This window comes from Cellulosimicrobium cellulans (assembly GCF_007679345.1).
In the GTDB taxonomy this organism is placed as follows: domain Bacteria; phylum Actinomycetota; class Actinomycetes; order Actinomycetales; family Cellulomonadaceae; genus Cellulomonas; species Cellulomonas cellulans_A.
Genome location: NZ_VEGH01000001.1, coordinates 405509 through 423129 on the forward strand (window position 1 = coordinate 405509; position 17621 = coordinate 423129).

Here is a 17621-nt window from a genome sequence, read left to right on the forward strand (position 1 = left end):
GGTCGGACGGGTCAGCTCGGCTTCTCGGCGCCGGGCCGCGCGTAGTACCACCAGGTGAGCGCCGTGCACAGGGCGAAGTACACGACGCAGCCGATGAAGAAGGTCCGCGGCGCCATCATCGACAGCGCGATGCCGACCAGGAACGGCCCGAAGGCCGCGATGGAGGCGGTGAACCCGATGACGCCGCCGGCCTGCCGCTTGGGGAAGATCATCGGCATCTGCTTGAACGTGCCGGCGTTGCCCATCCCCGCGAAGAAGAAGATCGCGAGCATGCCGAGCAGCAGCCCGGTGAACTGGCCCCGGTCCGTCGGCGACAGGTAGAACACGGTGACCACGGTGCTCACGGTCATGCCGATCCCGGACACCAGCGTGAAGACGGCGCCGCCGTACCGGTCGCACAGCGGACCGAGCGCCGCCCGTACCACGGAGCCGATCAGCGGCCCGAGGAACGCGAACGCCAGCGGGTCGGGCGGGTTGTCGAAGCCGCCGTACTCGTTGGTGATGATCAGCCCGAACTGCGCCGCGAACCCGCTGAAGGCGCCGAACGTCATCAGGTAGATCGCGGTCATCACCCAGGTGTGCTTCTCCCGGAAGATGTCCAGCTGCTGGCGGATGTTCGCCTGGACCGGGACCCGGCGCAGCAGCACCGCGGCCAGCACGCCGCCGAGCACCACCCACGGCACCAGCACGAGCCCGGCGTTGTGCAGCCAGAGGTCCTCGCCGCTGCTGGTCTGCTGCGGCGTCAGCGCCGCGGTCCCGAGCAGGCCGAAGCCCACCACCCAGGGCGTGAGGAACTGGATGAGGCTCACGCCGAAGTTGCCGATGCCGGCCTGCAGGCCCAGGGCGGTGCCGGACAGGCGCTTGGGGAAGAAGTAGCTGGTCGAGGGCATGAAGCCCGAGAACGCACCGCCGCCGATGCCGGCCGCGGCCGCCAGGAAGATCAGCACCCAGTACGGCGTGGTCGCGTCCCGGACCGCGATGGTCCAGCCCAGCATCGGCATCAGCATCAGCGTGGCCGTGCCGCCGACGAGCGTCCGGGTGCCGACGATCGGCGGCAGGAACATGTAGACCATGCGCATGAGGCCGCCCGCGAGCCCGGGCACGGCGACCAGCCAGTAGAGCTGCCCCTTGGTCAGGTCGAAGCCGATGTCGTTCAGCCGCGGGGCGATGGCGCTGACCAGGTACCAGACGCAGAACGCGAGCGTGAGGTTGTACGTGGTCACCCACAGCGTCCGCCACGCGAACCGCCGGTCCCAGGTCTCCTCGCGCTCCGGGTCCCACCGCGCGAGGTCCACCCGCGGATCGAAACGGCTCATGCGGACTCCCTCGCCTCGCCGGCGGTGCCTCCTCGCACCGCCGTACCCCTGCCGGCCAGTCAACCGAGCGCGCCCGCCGGGACCAACCCGGGATCGCCGTGACAAATCCTGACCCGCGGGTGTGACGCACGTCTCACGGCCGAGGCTAGCGGGTGCCGGCCCCCGGGGCAGGGCCATCGTCGGGATCCGGTGCCGCGGACCGCACCACGAGGTGCAGCCGGCACCGGTCCGGACCCACGAACGGCTCCAGGCGCTCGGCCGCGAGCGGGCCGCCCGTGGACGCGAGCACCCCGCGGACCAGCTCCAGGTGCACCCCGCAGACCTCGGCGGGGTGTGCGCGGGCGAGGTCCGCGAACGGGCAGCGGTGCAGCCCGACGGCGAGCGGCTCCGGCTCCACGACCGGGTCGAGCCCGACCTCCTCGAGATGCACCTCCAGGGCCGCGAACTGGGGCCGGCAGTCCTCCGGGACGGAGCCCGCGGCCCCGCCGCCCGCGTCCGCGAGCAGCCGCGCCCGCAGCCGCTCGTCCAGGCCCGCGCCCGCCGGGCGGGCCGAGCAGCGGTACAGCACGCGCGGCCGGCCCCGGGTGGTCCGGCGCTCCGTGGACCGCTCGACGAAGCCCGACGCCGCCAGCCGCTCCAGGTGCTCCCGCGCGGTGTTGACGTGCACCCCGGCCTCGCGGGCCAGCTCCTCCACCGCCACGTCGCCACCCGCGCGCTGCAGCAGGTGCAGCAGCAGCACCCGGCTCCGGGAGCCGAGCGCGGTGGCGGCGGGAGCGGGACGGGCCGGCATGGCGCCGAGTATCACGCCGACCGGTCCGGCGGTCCACCCCCGGATCCCGGTGCCGGCCGGGCCCGTCTTTTCCACGGCAGGGACGGCTGGTCGGCCGCCGCCCCCGCGGGTAGCGTCGCGAGGGCGGCGACGGCGCCGCGCCGGACCAGGACCCACGGGGGGACGATGCTGCACGGCGAGGTGGCGGGGCACGCGGCGCACGGGGACCGGACGGTCGCCGGCCCGGTCGGCCGCGCCGCCGTCGTGGTCGCCTCGGACCGGTGCGCGCGCGGCGAGGCGACGGACCGCTCGGGCCCGCTCGCCGCGGACCTGCTGCGCGCCGCCGGGCTCGACGTCGGGGAACCGGTCGTGGTGCCGGACGGCGCCGGCTCCGTGGGCGCCGCGCTGCGGGCCGCGGTGACCGGTGGCGCGCGGGTCGTGGTGACCAGCGGCGGCACCGGCGTCGGGCCCCGGGACGCCACGCCGGAGGGCACGCGGCCGCTGCTGGCCCGCGAGCTGCCCGGCCTCGCCGAGGCGCTCCGCCGGCACGGCGAGGGGCACGTCGCCACCGCGGTGCTGTCCCGCGGCCTGGCGGGCGTGACCGCCGAGGGCGCGCTCGTCGTCAACCTGCCCGGCAGCCCCGCCGGGGTCCGGCAGGGCCTGGAGGTGCTGGTGCCGCTGCTCGCCCACCTGCTCGACCAGCTCGACGGAGGAGCGCACGGATGATCCACGCCCGGCTGACGACCGACCCGCTCGACCTGGCCGCGCACGTGGCGGTCCTGGACGACCCGCGGTCCGGCGCCGTCGCGACGTTCGTCGGCCGGGTCCGCGACCACGACCCCGACGCCGAGGGCCCGGTGGTCGCGCTGGAGTACTCGGCGCACCCGGACGCCGAGGCGGTGCTCGCCCGGATCGCGGCCGAGGTCGCCCGCGACCCCGACGTGCTCGGCGTGGCCGTGTCGCACCGGGTCGGCCGGCTGGACGTCGGGGGCACCGCGATCGTCGCCGCGGTCAGCACCGCGCACCGCGCGCCGGCGTTCGACGCGTGCCGGACCCTGGTCGAGCGGGTCAAGGCCGAGCTGCCCGTGTGGAAGCGGCAGCTGCTCGCCGACGGGTCGCACGTCTGGGTGGGGTCCGCGTGACCGGGGGGCAGGAGGCTGCCGCCGGCGGCGCCGCACCGCTGGTCGACCGGTTCGGCCGGGTGCACCGCGACCTGCGGATCTCGCTGACCGACCGGTGCTCGCTGCGCTGCACGTACTGCATGCCGGCGGAGGGCGTCCCCTGGCTCGCGGGCGCGACGATGCTGAGCACGGACGAGATCGTCCGGGTCGCCTCGGTCGCGGTCGGGCTCGGGGTCCGGGAGGTGCGGCTGACGGGTGGCGAGCCGCTGCTCCGGCCGGACGTGGTGGACGTGGTGCGCCGCATCGCCGCCCTGCGCGGCGCCGACGGCCCGCCCGAGGTGTCGGTGACGACCAACGCCCTGCGCCTGCCCGGGCTCGCGGCACCGCTCGCCGACGCCGGGCTCGCCCGGGTCAACATCAGCGTCGACACCCTGGACCGGGAGCGGTTCGCCCGGCTGACGCGCCGGGACCGGCTGCCGCAGGTGCTCGCGGGGATCGCCGCGGCGGACGCGGCCGGCCTGCACCCGGTCAAGCTCAACGCCGTCGCCATGCGCGGGGTCAACGACGACGAGGTGGTCGCGCTCACGGAGTTCGCCGTCGAGCGCGGCTACGAGATGCGCTTCATCGAGCAGATGCCGCTCGACGCCGGGCACACCTGGGACCGCACGGAGATGGTGACCCAGGCGGAGATCCTCGCCGCACTGCGGACCCGGTTCACGCTGACCGAGGTCCCCGGGCGGGGTGCGGCGCCCGCCGAGCGCTGGCTGGTCGACGGCGGACCCGCGACCGTCGGGGTCATCGCCTCGGTCACGGCGCCGTTCTGCGGGTCCTGCGACCGGGTCCGGCTCACCGCCGACGGCCAGCTGCGGGCGTGCCTGTTCGCGCGGACCGAGACGGACCTGCGCGGTCTGCTGCGGTCGGGGGCGGACGACGCCGCGCTGGCGGAGGCGTTCCGGGCCTGCCTCGCCGGGAAGCGCGCGGGCCACGACATCGACGACCCGGGGTTCCTGCAGCCCGACCGGCCGATGAGCGCGATCGGCGGCTGACGCCTCAGCCGCCCGCGAACGGCGGCAGCACATCCACCCGGCCGCCGGGCGGCACGGCGCCGGCCGGGACGTCGAGGCGCTGCCCCTCGTGCAGCAGCGCGCACCGGTCGAGCACGCGCTCGAGACCGGCGCCGTGCCGGGCCGCGAGCGCCGCGCGCAGCTCGCCGGCGGTGCCGGCCCCCACCTGCTCTGTGACGGTGCCGGCGGCCTCGGCGGCGGCCGCGAAGGAGCGCACGGTGATCACGGCGTCCCCGTCCCCTGCTCCTCGCGCCACGACCGAGCCGCAGCGCCGAGCCGGTCGAGCACCTGGTCCAGCGCCGCGCGGTCGCCCGAGCCGGCACCCACCGCGTAGCCCGCGAGGAAGCCGGTCAGCGGCACCGCGGGCCGGCCCACGCCGTGCGCCACGTCCCGCGCCAGGTCGAGCAGCCGGTCCACGTCGACCGCGGACGGATCGACGCCGAGGTCAGCCGCCTGCGCGGCGACCCAGCGCTGCAGGTCCTCACCGGCCGGCTCCTGCTGGTCCCCGCTCATCCGGTCCCCTCCCCCGCTCCCGGCCGGCCCGGCGGCCCGGCCTGCGTCAGCGACCGCTCCAGCGCGGCCACCGCCTCCCACGTGTCGGCGTCGCGCGCCGCCTCCGCCGAGCCCGGCAGCCCGACCAGCCGCAGCCCGGCGACCAGGCGCCGCACGGAGCAGCCGTGCACCCCGCCGTCCGCCTCCCGCGCCGCGACCGCCGCCCGCAGCGGAGCGGCCCGGTAGACGGCGGCCAGCGGCTGCGGGTGGCCCTCGTCGTCGACCAGGACCGCGCCGTCGGCCGCCGGGTCCGCGTCCAGCAGGTCCCGCAGCGCCGGCACCGCCGCGGCGGCGAGCGGCATGTCGCAGGCGAGCACCAGCACCCGGTCCGCCGGCGGCGGGCCGGCGGCGTCGAGCGACCGCAGCCCGGCCGCCACCCCCGCGGCGGGTCCGCCGGCCGGCGGGTCCTCGAGGGTGGTGGCGACGCCCGGGCGCGCGAGCGACGGCGGCCCGACCACCACCACGCGGCGCGCGCCGGCGGTCGCGTCCAGCGCCCGGTCGAGCAGCGTCCGCCCGCCCAGCAGCACCTCCGCCTTGACCACGCCGCCGAGCCGGAGCCCCTGCCCGCCGGCCAGCACCAGCGCGTCGAGCACCGTCACGGGCCCTCCCGGCGCCAGTCGCCGGACCGGCCGCCGGACTTCGCGACCACCCGGACACCCTCGATCGAGACGCCCCGGTCAAGGCCCTTCACCATGTCGACGACCGCGAGCGCGGCGACCGACACCGCGGTCAGCGCCTCCATCTCCACGCCGGTGCGGTCGGCGGTCCGGACGGTCGCGGTCAGGTCGACCCCCTCGTCGGTGACCTCCAGGTCGACCACCACGCCGTGCACGCCGATGACGTGCGCGAGCGGCAGCAGCGCGGGGGTGCGCTTCGCCGCCGCGATGCCCGCGACCCGCGCGACCGCGAGGACGTCGCCCTTGGGCACGTCGCCGGACCGCAGCGCCGCGACCACGTGCGCCGGGCAGCGCACGTGCCCCTCGGCCGTCGCCGTGCGGACGGTCGGCTGCTTGGCGGTGACGTCGACCATCCGCGCGCGCCCGGCGTGGTCGAGGTGGGTGAAGGGCTGCGTCACGTGTCCGTCCTCAGGATGCGCAGGGGGGCGCCGCGCTCCACGGCGCCGGAGCCCGCCGGCACGACGGCCAGCCCGTCCGACCCTGCCAGACCGGCCACGAGGTGGGAACCCGACCCCCCGGGGGCGGCCCGGCGGGCGCGCAGTGCTCCCCCGTCCCCGGTCAGGGCCACCGGCATGTACTGGTCGCGGCCCGCCGGCGGCGTCCACGCGTCGTCGGCCACGGCCACGACCTCGGGGCGGCCGCTGCCCGTCAGCCCCCGCAGCCGGCGGACCACCGGGCGGACGAACAGCTCCGCCGACACGTGCGCGCTGACCGGGTTGCCGGGCAGGCAGAGCACCGGCGTCCCGTCCGCGAGCCGGCCCGCGCCCTGCGGCTTGCCCGGCTGCATCGCGACGGGCCCGAACACGACGCCCTGCCCGCGCAGCAGCTCCTTCACCACGTCGTAGGCGCCGGCGGACACCCCACCCGAGGTGACGACCAGGTCGGCGTCGGCGGCCACCTCGCGCAGGACGTCCGCGAGCCGCGCCGGGTCGTCCGGCACCGAGCCGACGCGCACCACGTCCGCGCCGGCGGCGGCGACCGCCGCGGCGAGCAGCACGGAGTTCGAGTCGGGCAGCTGGCCGTGCGCCAGCGCGCTCCCCGCCGGGACGAGCTCCGAGCCGGTGGACAGCACCGCGACCCGCGGGCGCCGGTGCACGCGGACGGCGCCGGCGTTCACCGCGGCGGCCGCCGCGACCTGCGCCGGCCCGAGCAGCGTGCCCGCGCGCAGCACCAGGTCGCCCGCGGCGACGTCCTCGCCCGCACGCCGGATGTGCGCGCCCGGCGCGGGCGCCCGGTCGATCCGGACGGTCGCCGTGCCGCCGTCGGTGTGCTCGACGGGCACGACCGCGTCCGCGCCCGCCGGGACCGGGGCACCGGTCATGATCCGCGCCGCCGTGCCGGCCTCGACCCGCGGGCGACGGGGCGTCCCGGCGGGCAGGTCCGCCACGACGGGCAGCGCGACCGGGCGGTCCGGCGCCGCGTCCGCGACGTCCGCCCGGCGCACCGCGTAGCCGTCCATCGCGGAGTTGTCCCAGCGCGGCAGGAGCTCCGGGGCGTGCAGGTCGACGGCGAGCACGTGGCCGGCGGCGGCGGCCGGGGCGAGGTCGACCACCGGCAGGGGCGCGACCAGCTCGAGCACGGCCGCGAGGTGGTCGGCGACGGCGCGCATCAGCCGGCCCGCCCCGGGCCGGTCCGTCCGGGCGCGTGCGGCGTGCTGGTCACCGGTCCTCCCCGTCGTCGTGGTCGTCCGGCCCGCCGTGCGCGCCGCCCCCCGATGTCTACCGCGCCGGGACCGCGCGCCGCACCCCCGGTCGCCGTCAATAACGCGCGAGCGTCGGGTCGACCTGGTCGACCCAGCCGAGCACGCCGCCGTCCAGGTGCGCGACGTCGGCCCGCCCGGCCTCCAGCAGCGCGAGCGCCGCCTGCTCCGAGCGGACCCCGCTGCGGCACAGCACGACGACCGGCCGGTCCGCCGGCACCGCGTCGAGGCCCGACCCGTCCAGCACGCGGGCGAGCGGCACGTGGACCGCGCCCGGGAGGGCCACCACGTCGAGCTCGGCGGCCTCCCGGACGTCCAGCAGCGTGAACGGCTCGGCGCCCCGGGCGCGGCGGTCGAGCATGGCGGCCAGCTCGCGGGGGGCGACGAGCGGGACGGGGGCGGGCGCGGGGGCGGCGGGAGGCGTGGCGGCGGGGGTCGGGGCGGCCGCCGCCGGGCGACCGGCCGGGACCGCTCGCGCCCGCACCGGGATCTCCGACCAGCGCGCCGCGAGCGCGTCGAGGACGAGCACGCGCCCGAGCAGGGGCCGGCCGACCCCGGTCACCAGCTTCACCACCTCGGTCGCCATCAGGCTCCCGACCTGCCCGCACATCGCGCCGAGCACGCCGCCCTCCGCGCAGGACGGCACGGTGCCCGGGTCCGGCGGCTCGGGGAACAGGTCCCGCAGACCGACCCCCGGCACCCCGGCCGGCGGTGCGGACCAGAACACGCTCACCTGCGCGTCGAACCGGAACACCGAGCCCCACACCTCCGGCAGCCCGAGCCGGCCGCACGCGTCCGCGACCAGGTAGCGGGTCGGGAAGTTGTCGGTGCCGTCGACCACCACGTCGTAGTCCGCGAGCAGGTCGACCGTGCCGGCGTCGAGGCGCACCTGGTGCCGCACGACGCGCACGTCCGGGTCGAGCCGGTGCACCGCCTCGGCGGCGCTGTCCACCTTGCGCCGCCCCACGTCCGCGACCCCGTGCACGACCTGGCGCTGCAGGTTGGACAGCTCGACGTCGTCCGCGTCGACCACGCCGATCGTGCCCACGCCCGCCGCGGCGAGGTACTGCAGCACCGGCGCGCCCAGCCCGCCCGCGCCGACCACGCACACGCGGGCGGCGCGCAGCCGGCGCTGGCCGGTCTCGCCCAGGGCGGGCAGCAGCAGGTGCCGCGACCAGCGCTCGCGCTCGGCGGGCGTCAGCGGCGGCCCCGGCTCGACGAGCGGCGGCAGGGACGGGTCCGGCTCCACGGGGCCAGGCTAGGACGCCGGGGGTGCCGGCGGGAGGGCGTCGTGCAGCTCCGTCGCGACCAGGACCGCCGGGGCGACCGTCCGCAGCGGTCGCAGGGGATCGGCCGGCCGGTCGCGGGGGCGGGGCTCGGCGGGCGCGAGGGCGTCGGCGAGGGCGTCGGCCCGGTAGGCAGCGAGCAGGTGCCGGGGGTGGCCGTCCGCGTCGAGCGCGATCGCGGCGCGCGCCGCCGGGTGCTCGTCGAGCGCGGCCAGGAGCCGGGGGACGGCGCGTGCGGCGCCGGGCTCGCCCGCGGCGAGCACCAGGACGACGTCGGCGCGGCCGCCCAGGGCGCGGCGGCCGGCGTCGAGAGCCGCCACGAGGCCGCCGTCGGCCGGGGCCTCGTGGCGCACCACCACCGTCGGCCACGGCTCGACCCCCGGCTGCGGACCGGACGCCGCCGCCCCGTCCTGGGGCGCCGCGGCCCCCTCCGCACCGGCGGCCAGGACCAGCACGCCGACCCGCTCCGCGCGGTCCCCTCCGGGCGCCGGGTGGAGCGCGCTGCCTCCGGTGCCCGGCGCGTCCGTCGCCGGTCGCCGTGGGGCGCGCCGGACGGCCGAGGCGTCGTCCCGCGCGCCCACCACCCGGCCCCGGTCGAGCCGCACCACGCGGTCCGCCAGCCGCTCGACGTCGCCGGCGTCGTGCGAGACCAGCACCACCGGCACGCGCGCGTCCGCGAGGTGCGCCCGGAGCAGGTCCCGCACCCGCGCGCGGGAGCCGGCGTCGAGCGCCGAGAACGGCTCGTCCAGCAGCAGCAGCCGCGGCCGCGCGGCCAGGGCCCGGGCCAGCGCCACCCGCTGCGCCTGACCGCCCGACAGCCGGGCGGCCCGCTGCCCCGCGCGGTCGCCGACGCCGAGCCTGTCCAGCCAGCGCGCGGCCTCCGCCCGGGCCGGGCCCGGCCGCACGCCGCGGGCGCGCAGCCCGAACGCCGCGTTCTCCAGCGCCGACAGGTGCGGCACCAGCAGGTGGTCCTGGAACACGGTGCCGACCTCCCGGTCGGCGGGTGGGACGTGCACCCCGTCGCCGTCCAGGACCCGCCCCGCGAGCGCCACCCGGCTGCCGCCGGCGGGCAGCAGCCCGGTCAGCGCGTGCAGCGCGGTGGTCTTGCCCGACCCGTTCGGCCCGACCAGCGCGACGACCTCCCCCGGCTCGACGTCGAGCGCGAGGTCCAGCGCGAAGTCGCCCCGCCGCACGGCGATCCGGGCGTGCAGGCCCGCCGCGGTCACGCCCGCACCCCGGTGAGCCAGCGGCCGCGCAGCGCGAGCAGGACGACGAGGCTCAGGGCGACCAGGACCAGCGACAGCGCGACGGCGGCGTCAGGGTCGGTCTCCATCGTCAGGTAGATGGCCAGCGGCATCGTTCGGGTCGTGCCCGGGAAGTTGCCGGCGAACGTGATCGTCGCCCCGAACTCCCCCAGCGCCCGCGCGAAGGCGAGGACCGCCCCGGACACGATCCCCGGCAGCGCCCGCGGCAGCGTGACCCGGCGCAGCACGTACCAGGGGCTCGCCCCGAACGTCGTCGCGGCCGCCTCCGTCCGGCCGTCGAGCCCGCGCAGCGTGCCCTCCACGGCGATGACCAGGAACGGCAGGGCCACGAACGTCTCGGCGACGACCACCGCGGGCGTCGTGAACGGCAGCGTGACCCCGGTCCACCGGTCCAGCGGCTCCCCGAGCAGGCCCACCCGGCCCAGCAGCATCAGCAGCGCGACGCCGCCGACCACCGGCGGCAGCACCAGCGGCACCGTCACCAGCGCGCGGACCACCCGGGCGAGCCAGCCCTCCGACCGCGCCAGCACCCACGCGAGCGGCACCCCGAGCACCAGGCAGATCGCCGTCGCCGCCGTCGCGCAGCGCAGCGACAGCCACAGCGCCTCGACCACCGGCCCGGACGCGATCGTCGTCGCCATCCGCCCCCACGGCGCCCGGACCACCAGCGCCACGAACGGCAGGACGAGCAGCGCCACGGCGAGCACCGCGGGGACCAGCAGGCCGGCCGGCGCGCGGGGGCGGGTGCGGGCGCGCATCAGCTCACGACGAACCCGGCCGCCTCGAGCGCCTCCGCACCCACGACCGACAGCACGAGGTCGCGGAAGGCGGCGGCCGCGTCGGGGTTCGGCGCGTCCGCGAGCACGGCGACCGGGTACTCGTTGACCACGTCCACGTCGTCGGGCACGTCGACGCCCTCGACGGCGTCGCCCGCGGCGAGCACGTCGGTGCGGTAGACGACGGCTGCGTCCACCTCGCCGAGCACCACCTTGGAGAGGGTCGCCGACACGTCCTTCTCGTAGGTGTCCGGCTGCGGCACGACGCCCGCCTGCGCGAACATCTCCTGCGCCGCCGCCCCGCACGGCACCTCGACGGCGCACAGCGCGAGCGTCAGGCCCGCGTCCGCGAAGTCCTCGACGCCCGTGACGCCGCCCGGGTTGCCCGCGGGCACGGCGATCTGCAGCGTGTTCGTCGCGAACACCTCCGGCGGCCCGGTCAGGTCCACGACCTGCGCCATCGTGCTGCTGCTCGCCGTGGCGAGCACGTCCGCCGGCGCACCGGCCAGCACCTGCTGCGCCAGCGCCGAGCTCGCCCCGAAGCCGAACGTGACGCGCGCGCCCGGGTGGTCCTCCTCGAACCGCTCGCCGAGCGCGGTGAACGCGTCCGTCAGCGAGGCCGCCGCGAGCACGACGACGTCCCCGGAGAGGTCCGGGGACGACGAGGACCGCTCGCCGTCGGGTGCGGCCCGTGCCGTCGTCGCGTCCGCGGCGCCACCGGCCGACGAGCAGCCGGCGAGCGCGGCGACCGCGACGGCGAGCAGGGCGAGCGCGGCCCGGGCCCGGGTGGCGGTCATGCCTGCCGGTCCCGCTCGAGGGAGACGTTGGTGGCCTTCACCGCGGCGACGGCGGCGCTCCCCACCTCCAGCCCGAGCTCGTCGACCGCCTCCCGGCTGATCAGCGAGACCACCCGGAACGGGCCGGCCTGCAGCTCGACCTGCGCCATCACCGTGTCCTTCACGACGCGGGTGACCACGCCGCGCAGCCGGTTCCGCATCGACACGTCCGCCGCCCGGGCGTCGGTGACCGAGCGGCGCTCGCCCTGGCGGCGCAGCTCCTCGGCGAGGTCCGCCCCGGCGACCGTCCAGCGGCCGCTGCCCGGGTCGCGGCGCCCCGGCAGGCGGCCCTGCTCGATCCACCGGCGGACCGTGTCGCTGCTGACCCCGACCAGGTCGGCCGCCTCGCTGAGGGTGAACGTGGTCATGCGGCGACGGTAGCGCGGACAGAGGCGCAGATGCGCCCCGATTGGCGCCACGAGCCCGCATCTGCGGGAGGCGCGCTCGCCGCGCGGGCCGCCTCGGCGGTGCCGGGGTCTGCGGCCGTCGGCGGGGGCGGCTCGCCGAGTGAGCAACCGACACGTCGAGGGGGTAGCCGCCGGCTGCTCGCTCGACGTGTCGGCTACCCCCTCGGTGCCGGGCGGCGGCGCACGGGGCGGCGGAGCCGGTGTGGCGGGGCGCACGCCGGGCCGGTTTGGGCCGAGCGCCCGCGACCTGTACTCTCTTCTACGGCCCTCCGGGGCCGATGCGCCCGTAGCTCAATGGATAGAGCATCTGACTACGGATCAGAAGGTTGGGGGTTCGAGTCCCTCCGGGCGCACAGCGCATAACGGCCCTTCACCAGCAGACTAGCGGTGAGGGGCCGTTCGCACGTCAGGCGAGTGCAGACAGCCGTGCACACCAGGCCTCGTGCCTACGACCTCCTTTCACGCAGGCGCGCGGCGTGGACGACACCCCTTGCGGAGTCTCAGCGGACTGCGGTGGGCTTGGCGCATGCTCGCTAGCGCGATCCACCTACCGACCCTTGGCGTGCGGTGAGCGGGCGGCGCCTCCGCCTTCCAGCTCGCGACCTTGGTCCGAGAGGCCCGGATCGTCGATGGCGCAGCCCGGCGGACGACATACCGGTGCTGGATCGTGTCTCGGAGTCCGGAGTGGCGCTCCGAGAACGTATTGGGCTGACTCCGCTCGTCATGCGATGGCGCGTCTCCCTGGAGATGACCCCGAGATACGCCGGCCGCGGGTTCAGCGCCCTGATCGTTCGCACTGCTGAGATCGAGCCCTGGGAGCGAGAGGCCGCACGACGGGGCCTCATCGGCGCACCACGCGAGGAGTGGCCGCTGGAACCGATCGTCGATCCCGTTGAGGAGCAACCCGTGTACTCATTCATCTCGTGCACGCTCCGCCAGGCCGCAGACCGCACCGGGGTGTCGGAGACGACGCTCTCGAACGCGATCGCCGATGGCTATCTGACTGCGCATCGAGCCGGCGATCGGGGCGGACGCATCGTTCTGCGAGCGGTCGACCTAGACGAGTGGGTGCAGTCCCTGCCTACTGAGAGCCCGAAAGAACGGGAGTGGTCGCGCAGGTACGGGTGACGGGCGCAGATCGCCGGGCCGGTGGCGTCACTGGGGCTGGCGGTGCCTGCGTGGGTCGATCACAGCCTCCGCCCACGTCGGTAGGACACCGCCATGGCGCTGCCAGGACCCGACTGTCAGGTGGATACCCATGCGTCCGAGGAGGTTCTGCAAGACGGCGTCGCGTATCGCGCCGGTGCGCAGTCGTCCAGCCGGGAGCGCGTCAAGGTGAGGGGCGCGAGACAGGATGAGCTGCCATTCCTTCAACGCCTCCGCGTCGACCAGCCAGCTGCGCCCCGCTCGCGCCCCGGGAAGGATCGCCTCCCTGATCCAGCGCCGCACCGCCTCAAGCGGCACTTCGAGCTGGTGCGCCACCTCCTCCGCCGGAATCGCGCCCTGCAGGTCGACGATCGGCTCAGGTGCCGGGTTGACTCGCCGGGGACGCGGCGGTGGGAGGATTCGCCGGCGAGGGTTGTCGGGCTGCTCGACCGCGGCGTTGCCGCGGAGTGTGAGCCACAGACCTAGCTCGTTGACGTCGAATCGCCTGCCGCCTGCCACGCGGTAGGCGGGCAGCTCGCTGGCCGAAGCAGCCCGGTTGACCCATGCCGGGGTGACGGACAACAACCTGGCGACCGCTGTGGCGGTGAGCAAGTGGTCGGTCAAGCACCTATCTCCGTTCGAAAGTGGCAGCGAAGCGGAACGCGTCAGGCCAAACTTGCGCGCATGTCCATCGACTGGGACTTCACCTCGAAGGGGTCGGACGCCGGCGCGGTGCTCGACCGGCTCTTCGGCGTCGCGGACTGGTATGCCCAGGTCAACATGCTCTGGTGGGTCAGCTCGACCGCCCTTATTGGTGCGCTCTTGGCTGGGGTGTGGTCGAAGCGGCTCGAACTACGCTCGTCGCCGAAGTGGGCCCGCCGGGTCGCGAGCCTAGGCGCAATCTTCCTCAGCACGATTGTCGCGTTCGGACTCGTGTCTTCCGTGATCGGGTTCCGCCTGGGATCGAGCGGCCTTGGAGCCTGCGACGCGGCTGGCCCCGAGGTCTGCCAGCCCTCCGGAGAGGGCTTCATCTTCCTGCTTGAGCCTTGGGCAGTGGTGATCGGGACATCGTCGTTCGTCATCGCCCTGGTCGCCTGGGTGAGGTACTTCTATGGTCCCCGGCTTCGGCGGTGGCGTCGACGCGTTCGTACGCTGTGGATGCGACGACGTGGCATTGCTCGCGTCTGAACCTCGGCATGGCTCGCGCGCACGCACACGCCGAGTCTCTGTTGCCAGGCGACGGGAGAGACGCCTAGCACCGCCGGACGTCCTCGACGGACAGCCACACGGCGCCAGTCATTACGCGCAGGTCTGCGATGCGGACGCGGATGACGCCGCCGCACCACTCGACGGCGAAGGTGTCGACGAGCTCGATGCCGGTTTCCCAGCGAAGTCGCGCGGTGACGGGGATGGGGCGCTCGACGTCGTGGTGGACGCCGGCAGGGACCGGGCGCGCGTTGAGCAGCGGGACGGTGCTCTTCAAGCGGGAGAGGCCGCCCGGCACGGTCTGGGTGAGCGTGTGGTCGTGGAGCACGCGGGCATCGTCTGGGCCAGGGCTGACATTGGCTTGGCGTCGAACGGTGCTGACGATCGAGTGAACCGCCCCCACCTGAAGTTCCGGTCGGATACTCTCCCGGGTGGCAGAGGGGGATGACCCCGCACGACAGGGGGTCGAATGGCTGTCAACCGCGACAAGTTGCGCTGGGAAGGGCTGCGGTCCTGGGTGTACCCGGTGCTCGCTGTCGCGGCAGCGGGCGGGGCTCCGATGCTCTGGGACGCTGCGTCGAACGATCCTCAGGGCAGGTGGGACAGCCCCCTGGTTTGGCCCGCCATGTTGGTAGGGCTCGCGGCGCTCTTCTTCACGTACAAGCAGGGCACAGCCGCGATGACCGCTGTGCGCTCGTCCCGGAGCACAGTCCGTGACTACAACCACCGACTGGCGGACACGATCAAGGTCTTGGGATCCCTGCCGGACGCGAAGAACGGCCCGGAGGCACGGCGGGAGTTCGTCGAGACCGTCGCACGTGAAGCCAAGGCGATCATGGATCTCGGCGGTCAGCGCATCTGCATCTACGAACTCGACAGCGGCGATGCCGATGACAACGGAGGCGCCGCCGCGGCCGGCGAGGTAGACGGCGAGCAAGGGGGTGACTTCCTGCGGTTGATCGCCAAGGCTGGACGTCCAGACCAGCCGCGCGAGATCTTCACTACGAACACCCCGTTCGGGGCTGCCGCCATCGCCAACGCTACCGGGCATCTGACCCGCTGCTACGACCACTCAAACCGTGACGGCTTCCCGGTCGACCGTGACGAAGAGTCCCCCTGGGCGTCCTTCATCGCAGTACCGCTCCATGTGGACGACAGGCCGCGCGGTCTGATGACGATCGACACGAGCGAGGACGTCACCTTCACCAGCGATCAGGTGTCGATCGCGAAGACCATCGCCTGCTTCATCGAGATCGGGATGAAGAACTCCTACACGGCGGCTGTCGAGACCGCGCCGGAGGTCCAGAACGCGCAGGCACGGCTGAACCTGATCGAGGCCGGGGATCCCGCCCAGGGTCAGACCGTTCGGGTACAGTCGGAAGACATCGAGGGGAGGTAGACATGGCACAGATCCACGACGTGGCGGCGTACATGATCGACCACTTCGACAGTGGCATCTCGACGATGAAGCTGCAGAAGCTCTGCTACATGGCTCAGGGCTGGTCTCTTGCGCTCGTCGATGAGCCCCTCTTCGACGACGACTTCGAGGCGTGGAAGCGCGGACCGGTTGCCCGCACCCTGTTCAACGTGCACCGGGGCTCGTTCAGCAAGAAGGAGTGGCCGCAAGGTGACGCCAGTCAGCTGAGCCAGCGCGAGGCGATCATCTGCGACGCCGTGGTAGCGAACTACGGAAGCCTCAGTGGCCTTGAGTTGAGCGAGTTGACGCATCTCCCTGGGACACCCTGGTCGACCACCCGCGCGGCGGAGCTCCTTCAGGATCACGAGCCTTCGCAGGCACCCATCTCGAAGGACCTGATGCGCACCTACTTCAAGAAGACGCTTCTCCAGCCCTCCCAGTAGTCTCACCAACGCACGACAGCGCCCCGCCCTCCCGGAGGAGGGTGGGGCGCTGTTCGCGCGTCAGAGCGCGACGGTGTACCAGGGGTTGAGCCACTGACCGGCGCCGTGGTCGCGGTACCGGACCTCGATCCGGCCATCGAACACCGACAGCATCGCGGAGACCATCTGCGGCGCGGACGGGATGGGCAGTACGAACGGCCCGCCGACGGACACGGTCGCGAAGTTCCCGCCGGGCGCCCGACCCCCGGTACGCAAACGCGCTCGAGGTGGCGCAGTGCGTGCCCGGGCCGGTCCTACGGTGGCGCGCATGGACACGATGACGATCGGCATGATCACGTTCGACACCACGGACGCGCGGGCGCTCGCCACCTGGTGGTCGCGCCACACGGGCGGCACCGTGCAGGGTCCCGACGACGGCGCCTCCGCGGTGATCGCGCCCGCGCTCGGCGGGCCGATGCTGGCGTTCCAGCGGGTCGACGACCCGACGCCCGGCAAGAACCGGGCGCACGTGGACCTCATGGTCGCCGACCGGCGGGCGACCGCCGCGGCCATGGTGGCGGACGGGGCGACGCTCGTCGGCGAGCGCGGGCACGACGGCTTCTCCTGGACCACGTTGGCCGACCCGGACGGCAACCAGTTCTGCCTCGCCCAGGCGGACGGCGCCTGACCGGTCGCCCCGCCCGCCACCCAGCAGCCGGGCGGGGCGCCGATGACTTTCCACATCGGCAACCGATCGCATAGACTTGCCGACATGGAAACCGATGACGCCGACCGCCCCGGGCCCCGCACCCCGCCCTCGCCCGCCGAGGCCCGCGCGGCGCTGGCCGACCTCCGCGCGGACGGCGCCGCGCTCGCGGACCGCGTCGTCACCCCCGCGTGGTACCACCCGGTGCTGGGCGCGATCGTCGCCGCCATCACCTGCACCCAGGCGATCGGGTCGCACGCGCGCCTGATCTTCCTGCCGATCGCGCTGTTCGCCCTGCCCCTCCTCGTCGTCACGTACCGCCGGCGCTACGGTGTCTGGCTCAGCGGGCCGGCCGGACCGCGGTCGCAGCGGATCCAGCGGGCGCTGATGGTCGTGCTCCTCCTCGTGTTCGGCGGCGCGCTCCTCATCGGGCTGACCCCGATCCCCTACCCGTGGGTCCTGCCGCTGGCGGTCGTCGGCCTGGTCGTCCCGATCACGCTCGGCCGCCGGTACGACGACGCCCTGCGCCGCGAGCTCGCGTCCCCCCGGCCGGGGGCCGCGTGACCGCCGCCGTCACCCCCGAGTTCAGCGACGTCGTGCACTCCCCCGCCCGGCTGCGCATCTGCGGCGTGCTCCGGCGAGGCGCCGAGATCGAGTTCGCCGTGCTGCGCGACATGCTCGCGCTGTCGGACGCGAACCTGTCCAAGAACCTGCGCGTCCTCGCCGACGCGGACATCGTGGCGGTCCGCAAGGAGCGGTCGCCGGCCCGCTCCGACGCACGCCGTCTCACCTGGGTCACCCTCACCCCTGCCGGCCGGCGCACCGTCGAGGCGCACCTCGCCGCGCTCGCGGAGATCGCCGGGGACTGACGCCGGGCCGGCACCCCTCCCGACGGCCGACCACCTCACCGCCCGGTCCCGGGGCTGGGTGGTGCGCAGCGGATGGCACCGTCGAGG

Annotated in this window: 25 protein-coding genes and 1 tRNA gene; 11 read left to right on the plus strand and 15 right to left on the minus strand. The window is 75.3% G+C overall.

Annotation, left to right across the window (positions count from 1 at the left end; translation table 11 throughout):
• Nucleotides 1–11: 11 nt before the first annotated feature.
• Together FS882_RS01835 and FS882_RS01840 are read right to left on the minus strand one after the other, a co-directional pair.
• Complete coding sequence (locus FS882_RS01835) at nt 12–1316, minus strand: MFS transporter (RefSeq protein WP_158370175.1); 1305 nt, start codon at nt 1314–1316, stop codon at nt 12–14.
• 145 nt (nt 1317–1461) lie between these two features.
• On the minus strand, nt 1462–2106 hold the full coding sequence (locus FS882_RS01840; protein ID WP_158370177.1) for a helix-turn-helix transcriptional regulator: 645 nt from the start codon (nt 2104–2106) through the stop codon (nt 1462–1464).
• Between the two features lie 165 nt (nt 2107–2271).
• On the opposite strand from FS882_RS01840, the gene FS882_RS01845 reads away from it, so the two are divergent.
• Genes FS882_RS01845 through moaA form a run of 3 tightly spaced genes read left to right on the plus strand, consistent with a single transcriptional unit; the run spans nt 2272 to nt 4252 of the window.
• The gene (locus FS882_RS01845) at nt 2272–2811 is read left to right on the plus strand and encodes a molybdenum cofactor biosynthesis protein B (protein ID WP_158370179.1); all 540 of its coding nucleotides are present in this window, start codon (nt 2272–2274) and stop codon (nt 2809–2811) included.
• Entirely contained in the window at nt 2808–3227 is a 420-nt protein-coding gene (locus tag FS882_RS01850) for a molybdenum cofactor biosynthesis protein MoaE (protein ID WP_158370181.1), read from the plus strand. The genes FS882_RS01845 and FS882_RS01850 overlap by 4 nt, the downstream gene beginning before the upstream one ends.
• Nucleotides 3224–4252, plus strand: coding sequence for a GTP 3',8-cyclase MoaA (gene moaA / locus FS882_RS01855; RefSeq protein WP_187365075.1), 1029 nt, complete (start codon nt 3224–3226; stop codon nt 4250–4252). The genes FS882_RS01850 and moaA overlap by 4 nt, the downstream gene beginning before the upstream one ends.
• Nucleotides 4253–4256: 4 nt before the next feature.
• Here the strand turns inward: moaA and FS882_RS01860 are convergent, their stop codons facing one another.
• The 10 genes from FS882_RS01860 to FS882_RS01905 form a co-directional block, all read right to left on the minus strand.
• A complete protein-coding gene (locus FS882_RS01860) occupies nt 4257–4496 on the minus strand; it encodes a MoaD/ThiS family protein (protein ID WP_158370183.1) in 240 nt (79 codons plus the stop codon).
• Complete coding sequence (locus FS882_RS01865; RefSeq protein WP_158370185.1) at nt 4493–4783, minus strand: DUF6457 domain-containing protein; 291 nt, start codon at nt 4781–4783, stop codon at nt 4493–4495. Before FS882_RS01865 ends, FS882_RS01860 begins: the two co-directional genes overlap by 4 nt.
• Nucleotides 4780–5421: a molybdenum cofactor guanylyltransferase gene (locus FS882_RS01870; protein WP_262347998.1), complete on the minus strand. Its 642-nt coding sequence runs from the start codon at nt 5419–5421 to the stop codon at nt 4780–4782. The genes FS882_RS01865 and FS882_RS01870 overlap by 4 nt, the downstream gene beginning before the upstream one ends.
• On the minus strand, nt 5418–5852 hold the full coding sequence (gene moaC, locus FS882_RS01875; protein ID WP_410053257.1) for a cyclic pyranopterin monophosphate synthase MoaC: 435 nt from the start codon (nt 5850–5852) through the stop codon (nt 5418–5420). Before moaC ends, FS882_RS01870 begins: the two co-directional genes overlap by 4 nt.
• A 41-nt stretch (nt 5853–5893) precedes the next feature.
• Nucleotides 5894–7108 carry a gephyrin-like molybdotransferase Glp gene (glp, locus tag FS882_RS01880; protein WP_158370189.1) on the minus strand — a complete coding sequence of 405 codons (1215 nt, stop codon included), beginning with the start codon at nt 7106–7108 and terminating at the stop codon, nt 5894–5896.
• A gap of 148 nt (nt 7109–7256) precedes the next feature.
• On the minus strand, nt 7257–8447 hold the full coding sequence (locus FS882_RS01885; RefSeq protein ID WP_158370191.1) for a ThiF family adenylyltransferase: 1191 nt from the start codon (nt 8445–8447) through the stop codon (nt 7257–7259).
• A gap of 9 nt (nt 8448–8456) precedes the next feature.
• Nucleotides 8457–9710 carry an ATP-binding cassette domain-containing protein gene (locus tag FS882_RS21295; protein ID WP_222848090.1) on the minus strand — a complete coding sequence of 418 codons (1254 nt, stop codon included), beginning with the start codon at nt 9708–9710 and terminating at the stop codon, nt 8457–8459.
• Nucleotides 9707–10507 (minus strand): molybdate ABC transporter permease subunit, encoded by an 801-nt coding sequence (gene modB, locus FS882_RS01895; RefSeq protein ID WP_158370195.1) that lies wholly within the window; start codon nt 10505–10507, stop codon nt 9707–9709. Before modB ends, FS882_RS21295 begins: the two co-directional genes overlap by 4 nt.
• Nucleotides 10507–11322, minus strand: coding sequence for a molybdate ABC transporter substrate-binding protein (gene modA / locus FS882_RS01900; RefSeq protein WP_158370197.1), 816 nt, complete (start codon nt 11320–11322; stop codon nt 10507–10509). The genes modB and modA overlap by 1 nt, the downstream gene beginning before the upstream one ends.
• Nucleotides 11319–11729: a molybdopterin-binding protein gene (locus FS882_RS01905; RefSeq protein WP_158370199.1), complete on the minus strand. Its 411-nt coding sequence runs from the start codon at nt 11727–11729 to the stop codon at nt 11319–11321. The genes modA and FS882_RS01905 overlap by 4 nt, the downstream gene beginning before the upstream one ends.
• A 319-nt stretch (nt 11730–12048) precedes the next feature.
• Between FS882_RS01905 and FS882_RS01910 the strand changes: the two genes are divergently transcribed.
• Together FS882_RS01910 and FS882_RS01915 are read left to right on the plus strand one after the other, a co-directional pair.
• Nucleotides 12049–12121 (plus strand) — tRNA-Arg (locus FS882_RS01910).
• 304 nt (nt 12122–12425) lie between these two features.
• Nucleotides 12426–12896: a helix-turn-helix domain-containing protein gene (locus FS882_RS01915; protein ID WP_158370201.1), complete on the plus strand. Its 471-nt coding sequence runs from the start codon at nt 12426–12428 to the stop codon at nt 12894–12896.
• A gap of 27 nt (nt 12897–12923) precedes the next feature.
• Here FS882_RS01915 and FS882_RS01920 read toward each other — a convergent pair whose 3' ends face one another.
• Nucleotides 12924–13538 (minus strand): helix-turn-helix domain-containing protein, encoded by a 615-nt coding sequence (locus tag FS882_RS01920; RefSeq protein WP_187365076.1) that lies wholly within the window; start codon nt 13536–13538, stop codon nt 12924–12926.
• Nucleotides 13539–13598: 60 nt separating this feature from the next.
• On the opposite strand from FS882_RS01920, the gene FS882_RS01925 reads away from it, so the two are divergent.
• The gene (locus FS882_RS01925; protein ID WP_158370205.1) at nt 13599–14102 is read left to right on the plus strand and encodes a hypothetical protein; all 504 of its coding nucleotides are present in this window, start codon (nt 13599–13601) and stop codon (nt 14100–14102) included.
• Nucleotides 14103–14166: 64 nt separating this feature from the next.
• Here the strand turns inward: FS882_RS01925 and FS882_RS01930 are convergent, their stop codons facing one another.
• A complete protein-coding gene (locus tag FS882_RS01930) occupies nt 14167–14448 on the minus strand; it encodes a hypothetical protein (RefSeq protein WP_158370207.1) in 282 nt (93 codons plus the stop codon).
• Nucleotides 14449–14589: 141 nt separating this feature from the next.
• Here FS882_RS01930 and FS882_RS01935 point away from each other — a divergent pair, with 141 nt between their 5' ends.
• A complete protein-coding gene (locus FS882_RS01935) occupies nt 14590–15519 on the plus strand; it encodes a GAF domain-containing protein (RefSeq protein WP_158370209.1) in 930 nt (309 codons plus the stop codon).
• A 2-nt stretch (nt 15520–15521) separates the two neighbouring features.
• Nucleotides 15522–15980 (plus strand): Panacea domain-containing protein, encoded by a 459-nt coding sequence (locus FS882_RS01940; RefSeq protein WP_158370211.1) that lies wholly within the window; start codon nt 15522–15524, stop codon nt 15978–15980.
• Between the two features lie 60 nt (nt 15981–16040).
• Here the strand turns inward: FS882_RS01940 and FS882_RS20785 are convergent, their stop codons facing one another.
• A complete protein-coding gene (locus tag FS882_RS20785) occupies nt 16041–16193 on the minus strand; it encodes a hypothetical protein (protein ID WP_187365077.1) in 153 nt (50 codons plus the stop codon).
• Nucleotides 16194–16287: 94 nt separating this feature from the next.
• Here FS882_RS20785 and FS882_RS01945 point away from each other — a divergent pair, with 94 nt between their 5' ends.
• The 3 genes from FS882_RS01945 to FS882_RS01955 all read left to right on the plus strand — a co-directional run bounded on the left by FS882_RS01945 (nt 16288) and on the right by FS882_RS01955 (nt 17534).
• Nucleotides 16288–16647: a VOC family protein gene (locus FS882_RS01945; RefSeq protein ID WP_262348000.1), complete on the plus strand. Its 360-nt coding sequence runs from the start codon at nt 16288–16290 to the stop codon at nt 16645–16647.
• An 84-nt stretch (nt 16648–16731) separates the two neighbouring features.
• Nucleotides 16732–17229, plus strand: coding sequence for a hypothetical protein (locus FS882_RS01950; RefSeq protein ID WP_158370213.1), 498 nt, complete (start codon nt 16732–16734; stop codon nt 17227–17229).
• Nucleotides 17226–17534, plus strand: coding sequence for a transcriptional regulator (locus FS882_RS01955; protein WP_158370215.1), 309 nt, complete (start codon nt 17226–17228; stop codon nt 17532–17534). The genes FS882_RS01950 and FS882_RS01955 overlap by 4 nt, the downstream gene beginning before the upstream one ends.
• Nucleotides 17535–17621: the final 87 nt, after the last annotated feature.

Coding starts and splice junctions, on each gene's coding strand:
- FS882_RS01835 (WP_158370175.1), bottom strand. CDS start 1,316: ATGAGCCGTTTCGATCCGCGGGTGGACCTCGCGCGGTGGGACCCGGAG.
- FS882_RS01950 (WP_158370213.1), top strand. CDS start 16,732: ATGGAAACCGATGACGCCGACCGCCCCGGGCCCCGCACCCCGCCCTCG.
- moaC (WP_410053257.1), bottom strand. CDS start 5,852: ATGGTCGACGTCACCGCCAAGCAGCCGACCGTCCGCACGGCGACGGCC.
- modB (WP_158370195.1), bottom strand. CDS start 10,507: ATGCGCGCCCGCACCCGCCCCCGCGCGCCGGCCGGCCTGCTGGTCCCC.
- FS882_RS01845 (WP_158370179.1), top strand. CDS start 2,272: ATGCTGCACGGCGAGGTGGCGGGGCACGCGGCGCACGGGGACCGGACG.
- modA (WP_158370197.1), bottom strand. CDS start 11,322: ATGACCGCCACCCGGGCCCGGGCCGCGCTCGCCCTGCTCGCCGTCGCG.
- FS882_RS01925 (WP_158370205.1), top strand. CDS start 13,599: ATGTCCATCGACTGGGACTTCACCTCGAAGGGGTCGGACGCCGGCGCG.
- glp (WP_158370189.1), bottom strand. CDS start 7,108: ATGCGCGCCGTCGCCGACCACCTCGCGGCCGTGCTCGAGCTGGTCGCG.
- FS882_RS01905 (WP_158370199.1), bottom strand. CDS start 11,729: ATGACCACGTTCACCCTCAGCGAGGCGGCCGACCTGGTCGGGGTCAGC.
- FS882_RS01850 (WP_158370181.1), top strand. CDS start 2,808: ATGATCCACGCCCGGCTGACGACCGACCCGCTCGACCTGGCCGCGCAC.
- FS882_RS01840 (WP_158370177.1), bottom strand. CDS start 2,106: ATGCCGGCCCGTCCCGCTCCCGCCGCCACCGCGCTCGGCTCCCGGAGC.
- FS882_RS01935 (WP_158370209.1), top strand. CDS start 14,590: ATGGCTGTCAACCGCGACAAGTTGCGCTGGGAAGGGCTGCGGTCCTGG.
- FS882_RS01865 (WP_158370185.1), bottom strand. CDS start 4,783: ATGAGCGGGGACCAGCAGGAGCCGGCCGGTGAGGACCTGCAGCGCTGG.
- FS882_RS01945 (WP_262348000.1), top strand. CDS start 16,288: ATGGACACGATGACGATCGGCATGATCACGTTCGACACCACGGACGCG.
- FS882_RS01940 (WP_158370211.1), top strand. CDS start 15,522: ATGGCACAGATCCACGACGTGGCGGCGTACATGATCGACCACTTCGAC.